Genomic DNA, 16,219 nt, shown 5'->3' on the forward strand with positions numbered 1-16,219 from the left:
CTCCTACGCGGCGTCGATCTTGGGGAACGCCGATTCCTCCAGGACGATGCCGATCGCCACCGCCACCGGGATCGCGATGAGCGCGCCGACGATGCCGAGGAGGGCACCGCCGATCACCACGGCGACGACGGTGACCAGGGGATGCACGTCGACGGCGAAGCGCATGGCCTTCGGCATGATCAAGTAGTCCTCGGCGAGCCGGAAGGCGGTGTAGAAGCCCGCGGTGCCCAGGGCGACGGGGAAGGACACCGCGAGGGCGACGAGGCTGACCACGATCCCGCCGATGGTGGAGCCGACGACGGGGACCATGTCGAGGAGGGCGACGAGGACGCCGAGGGCGGCCGCGTACGGCACGTCCAGGGCGGCGCACCAGGCGAAGGTGGCCAGGCCCGCCACGGCCGACGTGGCGGCGTTGCCCAGCATGTAGCGGCCGACGCGGACGAGGGTCGCCTCGGTCGTCTCGATCACGCGCGCCCGGCGGCTGAGCGGCACGAACCGGTAGGCGAACATCTTCAGTTGCTCCATGCCCACCATGAAGTAGACGGTGAGGATCACGACCAGCGCGGTGCCGGTCACCGCGCTGATGACGAGGTGCCCCGCCCCGAGCAGCCCGCCGACCAGCGCGGAGCCCATGCCGGAGCCGAACTGCTGACGGCCCTTCGCGACCAGGTGGTAGCGGTCCTCCAGCCGCCCCAGCGTGGAGTGGTGGTCGTGGAGCTGGTTCAGCCACTTCGGCACGGTGTCGACCAGGGCGGCGATCTCGTTGGAGACGGGCGGGATCACCAGCGCCAGGAAGCCGGCCAGGAACCCCAGCGACGCGACGATCACGAGGGTCACCGCCCAGGCGCGCCCGAGCCCGCGGCCCGCGAGCCAGGCCACCACCGGCTCCAGACTGATCGCCACGAACAGGGCCAGCAGCAGGAGCGTGAGGACACCGCTGATCCGCAGGACGGTCTGCACGGCCAGATAGGCCAGCGTCAGCCCCAGCCCGACGCTGAACCCCGCGGCGAACCAGGACGCCGTCGGCCGCACCAGCACCCGCGGACCGTTCTCCGACTGCATCGCGCCCTCCTTGGCCTCTCTCCGTACCCCGGGCGGTGCCGAGAGCAGCGGACGGCCGCCGAAGACCACCTGCTGAGCCGAGCGGCACTCCGCCCGGCGGCGGGTACACGTGTCATGTGATCACCATGGGAGTGGAAGAGGAGTACCTCCTGCTGGACCCCGCCACGGCCGCGCTCGTACCGCTGGCGGACGAGGTGCGCGCGGTGGCCGGTCCGCGGGATTCGGTGGAGGCGAACGAGGTCCAGTCGGAGCTGCTGCAGTCGCAGCTGGAGATCGCCACCCCGGTCTGCACCGACCTGGCGGCCGTGGGCGCGCACCTGCTGCGGCTGCGCGACGCGGTCGCCGTCGCCGCCGAGAAGGCCGGCTGCGTGCCGGCCGCGACCGGCACCCCGCCGCTGGCCTGCGCCGCGCCGGTGGCGATCACCGAGCAGCCGCGCTACGCGGCCGTGGCCTCACTGGGCGGGCGGCTGGCGGACGAACAGCTGATCAACGGCATGCACGTGCACATCGGCGTCCCCGACCGCGACATGGGGGTGGCCGTGCTCAACCGGGTGCGCCACTGGCTGCCGGTGCTCGTCGCGATGGGCGGGAACTCCCCGCTGTGGTGGGGCCGGGACACCGGCTACGCGAGCTGGCGCACCGTCGTCTTCGGCCGCTGGCCCGTCAGCGGGCCGCCGCCCCGCTTCGACGGCCGGGCCGACTACGAACGGCGCGTCGACGCGCTGCTGGAGTCCGGCGCCGTCATGGACTCCGGTCAGCTCTACTGGCAGGCCCGGCTGTCCGAGCGCTATCCCACGGTCGAGGTGCGCTGCCTGGACGTCCAGCTCACCGCCGACGACGCGATGATGTTCGCGGGCATCGTCCGCGGACTGGTGGCGACCGCCATCCGTGACGCACGGTCGGGGCACCCCGCCCCGGACCGCGCGCCGGAGATCCTGGACGCGGCGACCTGGCAGGCCGCCCGCTACGGCCTCGGCGCCGAACTGCTGGACACGCGGGGGCGGCGGTCCACGGCCGCGGACGCGGTGCGCGTGCTGCTCGACCACATCGCGCCCGGACTCGACGAGACCGGGGACACGCACGAGGTCGCGCGGCTGGTCCGGCGGTTCCTGCGCCGCGGCACCCCGGCGGAGCGGCAGCGCCGCGCGCTGGCCTCGGGCGGACTGGAGGACTGGACGGCCCTGGTCTCCGCCAGGAGCTGAACGGTCCGGGCGGCGCCCCCTGTTCTGGCTAATCCCCGGTTGAGCGCCGGGCACGCGGGTTACCCATCAGCCGTACGGAGCGACTGGGAGCGTGTCACATGCTGTTCCGGAGAAGGAAAAAGGAGGTCCGGGCGGGCGCGGTGACCGGGTTCGTCGCACTGGACCGGCGGCTCCCGGTCGCCGAGACGGGCCGGGCCCTGCTGCGGAAGGCGTTCCCCGACCACTGGTCGTACCTGCTCGGCGAACTCGCGCTCTACAGCTTCGTGGTGCTGGTGCTCACGGGGTCGTACCTCGCGCTGTTCTTCGACCCCGGCATGACGCGGACCGTCTACCAGGGCGCGTACGAGCCGTTGCGCGGCCTGCCCATGTCGCAGGCGTACCTCTCGACGCTCGGGCTGAGCTTCGACGTCCGCGGCGGGCTGCTCATGCGGCAGGTCCACCACTGGGCGGCGCTGGTGTTCGTCGCCGCGGCCGCGGTCCACATGCTGCGGGTCTTCTTCACCGGCGCCTTCCGCAGACCGCGCGAGGCCAACTGGCTGGCCGGCATGACCCTGTTCCTCCTCGCCCTGTTCGAGGGCTTCTGCGGCTACTCCCTGCCCGACGACCTGCTGTCGGGCACGGGGCTGCGCACGGCCAACACGATCGTGATGTCGATCCCGGTCGTGGGCACCTACCTGAGCTCGTTCGTCTGGCGCGGCCCGTACCCCGGCCAGGTGCTCATTCCCCGGCTGTACGTCGTGCACGTGCTGTTCGTGCCGGGCGTGCTGATCGCGCTGATCACCGTGCACCTGCTGCTGGTCGTCTACCTCAAGCACACGCACTGGGCGGAGCGGGGCCGGACCAATCGCAACGCCGTCGGGGTGCCGATGTTCCCCCAGTTCGTCACCAAGTCCACGGGCCTGTTCCTGATGATCTTCGGTCTGCTGGCCGCGCTCGGCGCGCTCGCCCAGATCAACCCGGTCTGGGACTACGGCCCTTACCGGCCCGACCAGGTCGCGACGGGCGCCCAGCCCGACTGGTACGTGGGCTTCCTCGAAGGCGCGCTGCGCGTCATGCCCCCGTGGGAGACGGTGCTCTGGGGACACACCGTCATGTGGAACGTGCTGATCCCCGCGATCGTCCTGCCGGGCGTGCTGTTCACAGCCCTGTACTTCTATCCGTTCCTGGAGAAGTGGGTGTCCGGCGACCGGGCGGAGCACCACCTGAGCGACCGGCCCCGCAACCGGCCCACCCGTACGGCCCTCGGGGCGGCGGGCATCGTGTTCTACGCCCTGCTGCTGGCGGCGGGCGGGAACGACATCGCCGCCTACACCTTCCGGGTCTCGGTCAACACACTGACGTGGATCTTCCGGGCCGGTGTCGTCCTCGGCCCGGTGCTGGCCTTCGTGGTCACCAAGCGGATCTGCCTCGCGCTCCAGGCCCACGATCGGGCGGCGCTGCTGGAGGGGGAGGAGAGCGGCGAGGTGGAGCAGAGCGCCGACGGCGGGCTGAGCGAGGGCCACCTGCCGCTGCCCGCCGGACGGGGTTACCGGCTGCTGGTGCGCGAGGTGCCGCGGCCCCTGCCCGCGCCCGAGGGCCCGGCGTCCCGCGGACAGCGGCTGCGCGTGGCCCTGAGCACCTGGTACTACCGCGACCGCGTGGAACTGCCGGTGACCCCGGAGCAGCGGCGGCAGATCGAGGAGCGGACGGCCGCGCCGGTCGAACCGGGGGAGTGACGCGCCGCGGCCGGAGCGGTCAGTCGCGCTGGAGGTGCTGGAAGGACAGGCCGAGGACGCCGCCGCCGAGGAGGCCGAAGCCGATGACGAACAGCCACAGGCCGAAGACGATCCCCAGCGCGCAGAGGGCGGCGCCGAGGGCGGTCAGCGCCGGGTAGGTGCTGCGCGGGGGGAAGAAGTCGAGCCGTCCGGCGCGCTCGGCGATCTCGGCGTCCTCGCGGTCCTCGGGCCGGGGACCCCGGCGGCGGTGGTTCATGAAGCAGAAGAAGGACACCAGCGACGCCATGACGAAGGAGACGGCCAGCGCCGCCGTGCCGGCGGGCTCGCGGCCGGACAGCCAGGTGTAGAAGGCACCGGAGACGAGGAAGAAGCCGGCCACCCCCGAGAAGAGGAACGCCTCGGTCTTCACGCGCCCGCCTCCCCGCGCGGAAGGGCCCGGCCGGTGCCCGGCGGCGCGCCCGCCTCGGCGGCCTCGGGATGGTGCAGGTCGAACGCCGGGGAGTCGGACCGTACCCGGGGCAGGGACACGAAGTTGTGGCGGGGCGGCGGACAACTGGTCGCCCACTCCAGCGAGCGCCCGAAGCCCCACGGGTCGTCGACCGTCACCTTCGGCGCGTACCGGGCGGTGTGCCACACGTTGTAGAGGAAGGGGAGGGTGGAGAGCCCCAGCAGGAACGCGCCGATGGTGGAGACCGTGTTCAAGGTGGTGAAGCCGTCGGCGGCGAGGTAGTCGGCGTAGCGCCGGGGCATCCCCGCCTCGCCCAGCCAGTGCTGCACCAGGAACGTGATCTGGAAGCCGGCGAACAGGGTGAAGAAGTGGACGCGGCCCAGCCGTTCGTCGAGCATGCGCCCCGTCCACTTGGGCCACCAGAAGTAGAAGCCGCCGAACATCGCGAAGACGACGGTCCCGAACAGCACGTAGTGCAGGTGCGCCACGACGAAATAGCTGTCCGTCACATGGAAGTCGATGGGGGGCGAGGCGATGAGGACCCCGCTCAGCCCGCCGAGCAGGAAGGTCACCAGGAAGCCGGTCGCCCAGAGCATCGGGGTCTCGAAGGAGAGGCTGCCGCGCCACATGGTGCCGATCCAGTTGAAGAACTTCACCCCCGTCGGCACGGCGATCAGGAAGGACAGCAGGGAGAAGAACGGCAGGAGCACGGCCCCGGTGGCGAACATGTGGTGCGCCCACACCGAGGCCGACAGCATGGTGATGGTGATCGTCGCCCCCACCATGCCCGTGTAGCCGAAGAGCGGTTTCCGGCTGAACACCGGGATGATCTCGGTGATCACGCCGAAGAACGGCAGCGCGACGATGTAGACCTCCGGGTGGCCGAAGAACCAGAAGAGGTGCTGCCAGAGCACCGCGCCGCCGTACGCCGCGTCGAAGACCCGCGCCCCGAACTTCCGGTCCGCCTCCAGCACCAGCAGGGCCGCGGTGAGCACGGGGAACGCCAGCAGCGCCAGGATGGAGGTGAAGAGGATGTTCCAGGTGAAGACCGGCATCCGGAACATCGTCAGGCCGGGTGCCCGCAGGCACAGGATCGTGGCGACGAAGTTCACCGAGCCCAGCACGGTGCCGAGCCCGGCGACCACGAGGCCCATGGCCCACAGGTCGCCGCCCGCCCCCGGTGAGTAGACCGCGCTGTTCAGCGGCGCGTACGCGAACCAGCCGAACGGCGCGGCGCCGCCCGGCACGACGAGTCCGGACACCACGATCAGGCCGCCGAAGAGGAACAGCCAGTACGACAGGGCGTTGAGCCGGGGGAAGGCCACGTCGGGGGCCCCGATCTGCAGGGGCATCACCGCGTTGGCGAATCCGGCGAACATGGGCGTGGCGAACAGCAGCATCATCAGGGTGCCGTGCATCGTCACCAGCTGGTTGTACTGGCTCGTGGAGAAGAACTGGAGCCCGGGGCGGGCCAGTTCCGCGCGCATCAGCATGGCCATCAGGCCGGCGGCCAGGAAGAAGGCGAAGGCCGTCACCAGGTACATGTTGCCGATCACCTTGTGGTCGGTGCTGGTGACGTAGTTCAGGAGTCTGCCGCCCAGCCGGATCCGGGGGTTGTCGGTGACGCGCGTGTCCTGGGCCAGCTGTGCCATTGCCCCTCCGTGGGCCGGTGTCCCTGTGCGGGCGCCTCGTGTGTAGCCGTGCCCGCCTCCGGGCAAACCCGCCCGTACGCCATCCGGGGCCCGCCCCGGCCCCGGGTGCGTCCGGGGCCGGGGCGGGGACGCGCGGCTCAGGGTCCGCCGCGCCGCGGGCCCGGCACCACCGCCTCACCGTCGGCGAATTGACGGCGCTGCAGTTCGTACAGGTCGCGGAAGAGCCCCGCGGGGGAGTGCAGCAGTTCCTGGAAGGTGCCGCTCTCGTGCAGGCGGCCCTCGTGCAGGACGTGGATGAGGTCGGCCCGGCGCACCGAGGCCAGCCGGTGGGTGATCAGCAGGACGGTCCGGCCCGCGTCGGCGAACTCGCGGATCCGGTCGAAGACGTCGGCCTCGGCGCGGGCGTCGAGGGCGGACGTGGGCTCGTCGACGATGAGGATCGGGGCCTGCCGGTAGCGGGCGCGGGCGATGCCGAGGCGCTGCCACTGCCCGCCGGAGATCTGGTGGCCGCCCTTGTAGCCGCGGCTGAGCAGGGTGTCCCAGCCCCTGGGGAGGCCCTCGACCACCTTGTCCGCGCCGGTGTGACGGGCGGCCGCCGCGACGGCCTCCTCGTCGACGGGCCGGTCGGTGCGGCCGATGGCGATGTTCATCCGGGCGGTCAGCGGCCAGCGGTGGAAGTCCTGGCCGACCATGGCGAACCGGGAGAACAGCTCGCGCCGGTCCAGTTCGCGCGCGTCCTTGCCGTCCCAGCGGACGGTTCCCGAGGCCGGCTGGTACAGCCCCGCGAGGAGCTTGACGAGGGTGGACTTGCCGGAGCCGTTCTCCCCGACCAGGGCGACGACCTTGCCCATCGGGATGTCGAGGGTCACGCCGTCCAGCGCGGGCCGCCGTTCCCCGCCGTCCCCGCCGCCCGGATAGGTGAACGTGACGTCCTCGAAGCGGATGAGTTCCGGCCGCTCGGGTACCGGCAGCCCGCCGGACGGGATGGCCCGGTCCACCGCTTCCCGGCAGAGCCGTTCCAGATCCTGGACATAACACGCCTCCTCGTAGAGACAGTTGACCTGGAGGACGAGGCTCGACAAACTCGCCGCCCCGGTGCGGGTGGCCAGCACCGCGGTGCCCGCGACCGACAGCGCCATCACCCCCGTGAGCAGCAGGCCGCCCAGCGCGAGGTACGTCAGCAGCGTCGCGGCCCCGGTCAGCGCGGCCGCGACCAGCCGGACGCGGGCGGCGCCGTGCGCCAGGCGGGTCTGCTCCGCCTCCGAGCTCTCCGACATGCTCCTGAAGTGCTCCAGCAGGAACGGCCCCACGTCGTGGACACGGACCTCCGGGGCCGGTTCGACGCGGATCAGGGTCTGGCTCAGCAGCCGCCCGGCGCGCGAGTGCTGCACCCACCGCTGGAAGGAGGCGTAGCGCGTACGGGCGTTGCGCAGCGAGGCCCACGAGCGCGGCAGCGTCATCAGGACCAGCAGCGGCAGCAGCACCGGGTGGAGCACGGTCAGCACCCCGGCCGCCGCGGCGAAGGAGACCAGGGCGCCGATGACGGCGGAGCAGTACCGGATCATCCGCCGCGCGGAGGCGGCTCCGTACTGGGCGGAGTCCAGGAGCCGGTGGAACTCCTCGTCCTCGATGGCCTCCAGCTCCACCCGGACGACCCGCTCCAGGTACATCTCGGTCGCCACCCGCTCGACCTTCGGCTCCAGCCTGCCGGTGCCGGACGTGGAGGCCGACGACGCCAGGGCCCCGGCCACGCCCATGGCCGCGACGACGAGCAGCGCGGGCAGGGCGGCGTGCAGCCGCTGCCCGATGGAACCGCCCGTGAGCACGGCGGTGAGAACGGAGTTGACCGCGACCAGCCCGAGGGCCTGGCTCACCCCCTGGACGGTCTCGGCGATCCCCACGGTCCGCAGCGCCCGCCGGTCGGCCAGCCACGCCAGCCGGACCGTCGAGGCGATCAGGCGCGGCAGCCGCAGGGCCATCGCCCACAGCGACATCTCCAGGTAGGCGCTCCCGTGCCGGTCCCACCCCGCGTCGTGCAGCAGCGGCCCGCCGAAGAGCAGGCGCTCCGAGGGCGACCCCTCGTCCGCGCACACCCCGTTCACGCCGCGCCTCCCCAGCCGTGCGCGGACACCAGGGCGCCGGAGGCGAACCGGGCCAGGATGGCGGCGGTGCAGGGCACGCAGTCCGCGGGCGGGCGCACGGGGTCGGCCCAGACCAGGCCGGAGCACTTCGCGGGCTCCAGGTTCCGCGGCTCGCCCTCCCAGCGCTGGGTGGTGAAGACGACGCCCAGCCGCCCCTGCCCCTCGGGGCTCCGGTGGTGCACGAGGTGGCAGAACTCCATGGCGTACGGGTCGATGCCGACGCCGATCTCCTCGGCGACCTCCCGCACCGCGCCGTCGAAGATGGTCTCGCCGTCCTCGAGGTGGCCGCCGGGCGGGGCGAGCAGCCCGGCGGCGTACACCTCCCCGGCCCGGCGCAGCAGCAGGACGCGACCGTCGTCGCGGTGCAGCAGGACGAACAGGTCGACGACGCTGGTGCAGCGGGCGCGGTGGCTCATGCCGACCACCCCGCCGCGTGCTGTTCCCGCCCTTCCTGTTCGAATGGCAAGTGGCTGCCGATGCTCCCGATGTGCCGGTCCGGCCCCTGATGCACTACGCCTCCTCGTTGACCCCTGTTCGGACGTGTGATCGGGAAAACGACGCCCGTTGGGGTGCGTCACGGCCTCGCGAGGGCGTTTTCTCGGGCGAAAGTTCGAGGTGGTGTCAAGGGGCCCGGTATCGCCGGGCCGGGCGGACGGCGGGCGCTGTGCGATTCACCCGTGGGGTGGGAGTCACCCGAACCGGGGGTTGCGTTGCTGCCGGGAACGATCATCATGGGGGCGTACGGCCGGGGTCCCCGCCGCCGGGCCGGACGTGCTTTGCAGTGGTCACGTTCCGGTGCGGGGACGGCGCGGGAACCCCTCCCGTCGCGGCGTCACGCCAGGACGTCCTCCGTGGGCGCCGGGGCGGCGGGCAGCGAGATCACCATGGTGAGGCCGCCGCCCGGGGTGTCCTCGGGCGTGAGTGTGCCGCCCATGGCCTCGGTCAGCCCCCGGGAGATGGCGAGTCCCAGCCCCAGCCCGGTGGTGTTGTCGGTGTCGCCCAGCCGCTGGAAAGGCGCGAAGGCCCGCTCCAGATGGGCGGGGCTGATCCCCGGACCCCGGTCGATGACGCGCAGTTCGACCCGCGCGGCCAGGACGCTGGCCGCGACGGTGACCGGACGGCCCGGGGGAGAGTGCCGGGTCGCGTTGGCGACGAGGTTGGCGACCACGCGCTCCAGCAGCGGCGGATCGGCGAGCACGTCCGGCGCCCCGTCCAGGTCCTGGGCCGCGACCGGCACCCCCGGGGGCTCGGGCAGCGTGTCCAGGGCCAGCGCCAGGACCTCGGCGAGCGCGGTGGGCCGGAGGCTGAGAGTGAGCGCGCCGGCGTGGATGCGGCTCATGTCCAGGAGGTTGTCGACCAGCCGGTTGAGTTTGACGAGGGACTCCTCGGCGGTGGCCAGGAGTTCCTCCCGGTCTGCTTCGGAGAACTCGACCTCCCGGCTGCGCAGCGAGCTGATGGCGGCCCAGCTGCCCGCGAGCGGGGTCCGCAGGTCGTGGCTGACGGCGGCGAGCAGGGCGGTGCGCATCCGGTCGGCCGCCTTGACCGGCTCGACCTCGGCGACGGCCTCGGCGAGCCGGGCGTGTTCGACGGCGGCCGTCAGATGGGCGGCGAAGGCGGTCAGCACCCGGCGTTCCGTGGCGGGCAGGGCCCGCCCGCGGAGCACCAGTTCGCTGTCGGACCCGATGGGCACCGTGAGCTCCGCCCGTATGCCCTCCCGGTCCGCGGCCCGCGGCGGTTCGGCGCCGCGGGGACGCAGCTCGGCGGAGTCCATGCCGAAGGTCTCGCGGGTGCGCTCCAGGAGCACGGGCACGTCGTGCTCGCCCCGGAGGATGCCGCCCGCCAGGGACGACAGGGTCTCCGCCTCGGCGGTCGCGCTGGCGGCCCTGCGGCTCAGCCGCAGCGACCGGTCCACGACGGCCGCGACCGTGCAGGCGACCACCGCGAACACCGCCACGGCGAGGACGTTGTTGGCCTCGTCGATCGTGAACTCGTCGGTCGGCGGCACGAAGTAGTAGTTGAGCAGCAGCGAGGCCGCGACGGAGGCGAGCAGCGCCGAGAGCACCCCGCCGATGCAGGCCACGCCCACGACGGCGAGCAGGAGCAGCAGCGTCTCGCTGGTCAGGTTGAGGTCCAGCGGACCGGAGACCGCCCGCAGCACCAGCGTGAGCAGCGCCGGTACGACCAGCCCCGACGCCGGCCCGCCGATCCGCCGTGCGAACGGCAGTTCCTCCCGCGCGGTCTTCGGGGTGCGGCCCTTGCCCGCGCGCTCGTGCGTGACGATATGGACGTCGATGTCGCCCGACAGCGCGACCGTCGTCTCGCCCACGCCGCGCGTGAAGCGCGGCAGCCGGCCGCGGCGGCTGACGCCGACCACGAGCTGGGTGGCGTTCTCGGCGCGCGCGAAGTCGAGCAGGGCGGACGGCACATGGTCGCCGACGACGGTGTGGTACGTGCCCCCGAGGCTCTCGACGAGCCGCCGCTGCTTGGCGAGCGCCGCGGGCGAGGCCCCCGCGAGGCCGTCGCTGCGGGTGACGTGGAGGGCCAGCAGATCACCGGAGGAGCGGGCGGTGATGCGCGCGGCACGGCGGATGAGGGTCTCGCCCTCCGGGCCGCCGGTGAGCGCGACCACGACCCGCTCGCGGGTCTCCCAGACGCCCCCGATGCCGTGTTCGGCACGGTAGCGCTGAAGCGTTTCGTCGACGTGCTCCGCGACCCACAGCAGGGCCAGTTCCCGTAAGGCCGTGAGGTTGCCGAGCCGGAAGTAGTGCGACAGCGCCGCGTCGATCTTCTCCGGGGCATAGATGTTGCCGTGTGCCATGCGGCGGCGCAGCGCCTCCGGAGGCATGTCGACGAGCTCGATCTGGTGGGCGCGGCGCACCACGTCGTCCGGCACGGTCTCGCGCTGCGGCACGTCGGTGATCTTCTGCACCACGTCGTTGAGGGACTCCAGATGCTGGATGTTCACGGCGGTCACCACGTCGATGCCGGCGGCGAGCAGCTCCTTGATGTCCTGCCAGCGCTTGACGTTGCGGACACCCGGCACATTGGTGTGCGCCAGCTCGTCGACCAGGGCCACCGCGGGCCGCCGGGCCAGCACGGCGTCCAGGTCGAGCTCGGTGTGCGCCACGCCCCGGTAGGTGCGCAGCGCCCGCGGTACGACCTCCAGCCCGTCGAGCATCGCCTCGGTGCACGGCCGCTGGTGGCACTCCGCGAACGCCACCACCACATCGGTGCCCCGCCGGGCCCGGCGCCGCCCCTCGTCCAGCATCCGATAGGTCTTGCCCACTCCGGGGGCAGCCCCCAGGAACACCTTGAGCCTGCCGGGACGCGGGCCCGGCGCGTCGGTCGGAAGGCCGCCCTGCACCATCGGTCACTCCTCTGCACTTCGGATCGCTTCACATCTGCACTGCTCATCGTCACTTCGGAGCGCCCGGATGGCGGCCCGGCGGGCCGACGTTGACGCGTTTCTGACCCCGGGCGGCCGGGGCCGCGCGGGTCCCTATCGTTCGCGCCGGGCAAGAGGGCAGGGTAGACATGGGGGTATGGCCCGAACCCGGGGCCGCTCGCGGGTGCCGTCGGCGCGGCGACTGCGGTCGGCGGCGAGCACCCGCAGCGTCGCCGGTCAGATGTTCGTGCTCCAGGTGCTGATCGTGCTGCTGCTGGTCGTGGCCGCCGTCGCCACCCTGCTGATCCAGGCGCGCAGCGACAGGTTCGAGGCGGCACGCAGCCGCTCGCTCGCCGCCGCCGAGGCGTTCGCCCACGCCCCCGGTCTCGTGGCCACCCTGCGCGGCCCCGACCCCAGCGCGGTGCTGCAGCCGCTGACCGAGGCCGCCCGCACGGAGGGCGGGGTCGACTTCATCGTCGTGATGAACCGGGACGGCATCCGCTACACGCACCCCAAGCCCGAGCTGATCGGGAAGCACTTCATCGGCACCATCGCGCCGTCGCAGGCGGGCCGTGTCACCGTCGAGAGCGTCCACGGCCCCCTGGGCCAGGAAGTGCAGGCCGTGGTCCCGGTCACGGACGCCCACGGCACGGTCGTCGGCATGGTGTCGTCCGGGATCAAGGTCAGCGCCGTGAGCAGCGCCTTCGACCGCCAGCTGCCCGTCGTCCTCGGCGTCGGCGCCCTGGCCCTCGCCCTGGCGACGGCGGGCACGGCCCTGGTCAGCAGACGGCTGCGGCGCCAGACGCACGGACTCGGGCCCACCGAGATGACCCGGATGTACGAACACCACGACGCGGTCCTGCACGCGGTGCGCGAAGGCGTGGTGATCGTCGGCGGCGACGGCCGGGTCCTGCTCGCCAACGACGAGGCGCGCAGGCTCCTCGACCTGTCCCCGGACGCCGAGGGCCGCCATGTCTCCGAGCTCGGCGTCGAACCCCGGATGGCCGAACTCCTCGCCTCCCGGCGCACCGCCACCGACGAGGTGATCCCCGTCGGCGACCGGCTCCTCGCCGTGAACAACCGGCCCACCGACCGCCGCGGCGGCCCGCCCGGCAGCGTCGCCACCCTCCGTGACACCACCGACCTCCAGGCCCTCGCGGGCAAGGCGGAGGTGGCCCGCGGCCGGCTGCGGCTGCTGTACGACGCGAGCGTGGCCATCGGCACGAGCCTCGACGTCCGGCGCACCGCCGAGGAACTCACCCGGGTGGCCGCACCCCGTTTCACGGACTACGCCACCGTCGACCTCGCCGAGCCCGTCCTGCGCGGCGAGGAGCCCCAGGCGGTGGGCAGCGAGACGCCCGAACTGCGCCGCGTGGCCCTCACCGGCATCCGCGACGACCACCCCCTCTACCGGGCGGGCGAGCTGCACCGGTTCGCCGCGCCCACCCCGCAGGCCACCGGCTTCGTCAGCGGGCAGCCCGTGCTCGTGCCCGACCTGCAGGTCAACAAGGGCTGGCGCACCCAGGACCCGCGGCGCACCCAGGAGATCCTGGACTACGGCTTCCACTCGATGATCACCGTGCCGCTCAAGGCGCGCGGGGTCCTCATGGGGATCGCCAACTTCTGGCGCACGCGGGAGAGCGACCCCTTCGAGGAGGACGATCTGTCCCTGGCGGTGGAGCTCGCGGCCCGTGCCGCCGTGTGCATCGACAACGCCCGCCGCTTCACGCGCGAGCACGCCATGGCCGTCACCCTCCAGCACAGCCTGCTGCCGCGCGGCCTGCCCGAGCAGAACGCCCTTGATATCGCCTACCGCTACCTGCCCGCCCAGGCGGGGGTGGGCGGCGACTGGTTCGACGTCATCCCGCTGCCGGGCGCGCGCGTCGCCCTCGTCGTCGGGGACGTCGTCGGCCACGGTCTGCACGCCGCCGCCACCATGGGCCGCCTGCGCACCGCCGTGCAGAACTTCTCCTCCCTCGACGTGCCGCCCGACGAGGTGCTCGGGCACCTCGACGAACTGGTCGGCCGCATCGACCAGGAGTCGGCCGCCGCGGGCGGCGAGACCGCGGTCGCGGGCGCCACCTGCCTGTACGCCGTCTACGACCCGGTGTCCGGTACGTGCAGCCTGGCCCGCGCGGGCCACCCGCTGCCCGCGCTCGTCCGGCCCGACGGCACCGTGGAGTTCCCCGAGCTCCCCGCGGGCCCGCCGCTCGGGCTGGGCGGTCTGCCCTTCGAGACGGTGGACCTGCGACTGCCCGAAGGCAGCAGCCTCGTGCTCTACACCGACGGCCTCATCGAGGACCGCACCCGGGACATCGACGTCGGCCTGGACATCCTCTCCGACACCCTGGCCGTGTCCGGCCGGACGCCGGACGACACCTGCGAGGCCGTGCTCACCGCGCTGCTGCCGCCCCGCCAGAGCGACGACATCGCCCTGCTGGTCGCCCGCACCCGGGTGCTGGAGGCCGACCGGATCGCGGAGTGGGAGCTGCCCTCCGACCCCGCCGTCGTGGCGGGCGCCCGCGCCGACGTCTCCCGGAAGCTGACGGAATGGGGCCTGGTCGAGGCCGTGTTCACCTCGGAACTGATCCTCAGCGAGCTGATCACCAACGCCATCCGGCACGCCGAGGGCCCCATCCGTGTCCGCCTGCTCCGCGACCGCACCCTGATCTGCGAGGTCTCCGACTCCAGCAGCACCTCGCCGCACCTGCGCTACGCGGCCGCGGAGGACGAGGGCGGCCGCGGCCTCTTCCTCGTCGCCCAGCTCGCCGACCGCTGGGGCACCCGCTACATCCCCGAAGGAAAGGTCATCTGGGCCGAACAGCCACTTGCCTGACGATCCGTCATTACTTGTCGACGATGCGGGCGTCCGAACGCCCGTAGAAGGCCTGCATCCTGTTGACGAGGCCGTCGTCGCCGACATGGATGACCATGACGATGTTGACGCTGATCATCTTGTTCTCGGGGTCCTCGGGAGGCTCCGGCGGCAGCAGTCCCGTCTGGGCCATGGCGGGGCCGGCCAGCGGCAGGTAATTGAACGTCGACACCATGGGGACCGCCGCCCAGCGCCCGTCCTTGGAGGCGACGGGGCTCGCGGCGTCCTCGTAGGCGCCGGAGAACACCGCGGCGGCGGCGCGCTGGGCCAGCGCCTGGAGGCCGCGCTGCTCCCCGTTCCCCACCGGGTCCTCGAACGCGCAGTCCTCCGCGTAGAGCTTCAGCAGCCCGTCCACATCACCGGTGTTGATCTTCCGGCAGTGTTCCAGAATGAGCCACTTGGCTCGTGCTTCGTCGGTCACGTGGTCTCCGGTAGGGGTAGGGGGCGGCCGGTCGGCCGGATGCGGTGTGATTCAGGAGCGTTTGACGGAGACCGGGAGGGATTTCACGCCGAAGAAGTTGTGCTCATAGAATTCCAGCGCGGCGCCGCGGTCGAGCCGGACATCGGAGAAACGGTCGAAGAGAAGATTGAGGGCGACCTTTCCCTCCAGCCGGGCGAGCGGTGCCCCGATGCAGAAGTGAATTCCCTTCCCGAATGCGACGTGCGCATTGGGGGAGCGGTGGATGTCGAAGACGTCCGGGTCCGGGAACTGCCGCTCGTCCCGGTTCGCCGACGCCAGCCAGGGAATGACGATCGACTTCTCGGGAATGGAGACCCCGGAGATCTCGACCTCCTCGGTGGTGTACCGGCCGGTGATGGTGAACGGCGGCCGGTAGCGCATCACTTCCTCGATGGCCGCCGGGATCAGCGAGCGGTCCGCGCGCAGCTCCGCCGCCGCCTCCGGGTGCTCGTCGAAGCAGAGGACCGAACTGCTGAGCATCATCGTGGTGGTGATGTGGCCCGCGATCAGCAGCAGCCGGGCGAAGTTCACGGCCTCCGCGCCCGAGATGGTCCCGCCGTCGACCTCGCTGGTGACCATCCTGCTCAGCAGGTCGTCACCGGGCGCGGCCCGGCGCTCCTCCAGCTGCCCCTCCAGGTAGTAGTCCATCTCCTCGATCGCCGAGCGCAGCCGCTCGTACGTCTCGGGGTCGTCGATGCCCGCGATCTTCGCGGCGATGATGCGGTCCGCCCAGTGCCGGAACACCGGCCGGTCCTCGGCGGGCACCCCGAGCAGCTCCGCGATCACGATCACGGGCAGCGGGTGCGTCAGGTGCCGCACGAGATCCAGCTCGTCGGCGCCGCCCGCGTCCGCCAGCAGCCGGCTGCCGATCTCCAGGACGCGCGGCTCCAGTTCCGCGACGGTGCGCGGCGTGAAGACCCGGCTGATCTGCCGCCGCAGGTGGTGGTGTTCGGGCGGGTCGATCTGCGCCAGATCGCCCTTGGCCACCTCGGCGGCCTTCGGCGACACCGGAGTGGGATCGGACGAGAAACGGGCGTGATCCGACAGCACCTGCTGCACATCGTCGTAACGGAAGACGTACCAGCTCCCGTTGTCCCCCCGCACCACCGGATTCTCGTCGCGCATCCGGCGCAGCCAGTCGAAGAGGGCCGCCCCGCCGTCCGTGGCCGGAGGCGGGTTCAGGGAATTCGCTTGCTCGGGCATGAACAACTCCTGCGCGCCTCGACGGTAATTCCGCGGGACCGGCCGGAACGCCGGGACCCGGGGAAATAGGGGAAGT

11 protein-coding genes are annotated in these 16,219 nt (G+C 72.3%); 3 read left to right on the forward strand and 8 right to left on the reverse strand.

What is annotated here, in order from left to right:
• Positions 1–3: 3 nt before the first annotated feature.
• Positions 4–1,062, reverse strand: a complete 1,059-nt coding sequence (locus tag ACWD4A_RS11415; RefSeq protein ID WP_451192361.1) for an AI-2E family transporter — start codon at positions 1,060–1,062, stop codon at positions 4–6.
• Between the two features lie 116 nt (positions 1,063–1,178).
• On the opposite strand from ACWD4A_RS11415, the gene ACWD4A_RS11420 reads away from it, so the two are divergent.
• Positions 1,179–2,264 carry a carboxylate-amine ligase gene (locus ACWD4A_RS11420; RefSeq protein ID WP_451192363.1) on the forward strand — a complete coding sequence of 362 codons (1,086 nt, stop codon included), beginning with the start codon at positions 1,179–1,181 and terminating at the stop codon, positions 2,262–2,264.
• Positions 2,265–2,362: 98 nt separating this feature from the next.
• The gene (qcrB, locus tag ACWD4A_RS11425; protein WP_451192366.1) at positions 2,363–3,979 is read left to right on the forward strand and encodes a cytochrome bc1 complex cytochrome b subunit; all 1,617 of its coding nucleotides are present in this window, start codon (positions 2,363–2,365) and stop codon (positions 3,977–3,979) included.
• Positions 3,980–3,998: 19 nt separating this feature from the next.
• On the opposite strand, the gene ctaF is transcribed toward qcrB, so the two are convergent.
• The 5 genes from ctaF to ACWD4A_RS11450 form a co-directional block, all read right to left on the reverse strand.
• Positions 3,999–4,388 carry an aa3-type cytochrome oxidase subunit IV gene (ctaF, locus tag ACWD4A_RS11430; protein WP_451192369.1) on the reverse strand — a complete coding sequence of 130 codons (390 nt, stop codon included), beginning with the start codon at positions 4,386–4,388 and terminating at the stop codon, positions 3,999–4,001.
• Positions 4,385–6,079, reverse strand: coding sequence for an aa3-type cytochrome oxidase subunit I (gene ctaD / locus ACWD4A_RS11435; protein WP_451192372.1), 1,695 nt, complete (start codon positions 6,077–6,079; stop codon positions 4,385–4,387). The genes ctaF and ctaD overlap by 4 nt, the downstream gene beginning before the upstream one ends.
• 137 nt (positions 6,080–6,216) lie before the next feature.
• Positions 6,217–8,181, reverse strand: a complete 1,965-nt coding sequence (locus ACWD4A_RS11440) for an ABC transporter ATP-binding protein (protein ID WP_451192375.1) — start codon at positions 8,179–8,181, stop codon at positions 6,217–6,219.
• Entirely contained in the window at positions 8,178–8,636 is a 459-nt protein-coding gene (locus ACWD4A_RS11445) for an NUDIX domain-containing protein (RefSeq protein ID WP_451192378.1), read from the reverse strand. Before ACWD4A_RS11445 ends, ACWD4A_RS11440 begins: the two co-directional genes overlap by 4 nt.
• Before the next feature lie 416 nt (positions 8,637–9,052).
• Positions 9,053–11,587 carry an ATP-binding protein gene (locus ACWD4A_RS11450; RefSeq protein ID WP_451192381.1) on the reverse strand — a complete coding sequence of 845 codons (2,535 nt, stop codon included), beginning with the start codon at positions 11,585–11,587 and terminating at the stop codon, positions 9,053–9,055.
• A 175-nt stretch (positions 11,588–11,762) separates the two neighbouring features.
• Between ACWD4A_RS11450 and ACWD4A_RS11455 the strand changes: the two genes are divergently transcribed.
• Entirely contained in the window at positions 11,763–14,441 is a 2,679-nt protein-coding gene (locus tag ACWD4A_RS11455; RefSeq protein ID WP_451192384.1) for a SpoIIE family protein phosphatase, read from the forward strand.
• Between the two features lie 10 nt (positions 14,442–14,451).
• Here the strand turns inward: ACWD4A_RS11455 and ACWD4A_RS11460 are convergent, their stop codons facing one another.
• Positions 14,452–14,901 carry a nuclear transport factor 2 family protein gene (locus ACWD4A_RS11460; RefSeq protein ID WP_451192387.1) on the reverse strand — a complete coding sequence of 150 codons (450 nt, stop codon included), beginning with the start codon at positions 14,899–14,901 and terminating at the stop codon, positions 14,452–14,454.
• Positions 14,902–14,952: 51 nt separating this feature from the next.
• Positions 14,953–16,143: a cytochrome P450 gene (locus ACWD4A_RS11465; RefSeq protein WP_451192390.1), complete on the reverse strand. Its 1,191-nt coding sequence runs from the start codon at positions 16,141–16,143 to the stop codon at positions 14,953–14,955.
• Between the last annotated feature and the right edge of the window lie 76 nt (positions 16,144–16,219).

The sequence above is a fragment of the Streptomyces sp. NPDC002537 genome (genome assembly GCF_053594975.1).

What these genes read in the sequence shown, in the direction of transcription:
- ACWD4A_RS11415 (WP_451192361.1), bottom strand. Translation starts at nt 1,062, where the DNA reads ATGCAGTCGGAGAACGGTCCGCGGGTGCTGGTGCGGCCGACGGCGTCC.
- qcrB (WP_451192366.1), top strand. Translation starts at nt 2,363, where the DNA reads ATGCTGTTCCGGAGAAGGAAAAAGGAGGTCCGGGCGGGCGCGGTGACC.
- ctaD (WP_451192372.1), bottom strand. Translation starts at nt 6,079, where the DNA reads ATGGCACAGCTGGCCCAGGACACGCGCGTCACCGACAACCCCCGGATC.
- ACWD4A_RS11445 (WP_451192378.1), bottom strand. Translation starts at nt 8,636, where the DNA reads ATGAGCCACCGCGCCCGCTGCACCAGCGTCGTCGACCTGTTCGTCCTG.
- ACWD4A_RS11450 (WP_451192381.1), bottom strand. Translation starts at nt 11,587, where the DNA reads ATGGTGCAGGGCGGCCTTCCGACCGACGCGCCGGGCCCGCGTCCCGGC.
- ACWD4A_RS11455 (WP_451192384.1), top strand. Translation starts at nt 11,763, where the DNA reads ATGGCCCGAACCCGGGGCCGCTCGCGGGTGCCGTCGGCGCGGCGACTG.
- ACWD4A_RS11465 (WP_451192390.1), bottom strand. Translation starts at nt 16,143, where the DNA reads ATGCCCGAGCAAGCGAATTCCCTGAACCCGCCTCCGGCCACGGACGGC.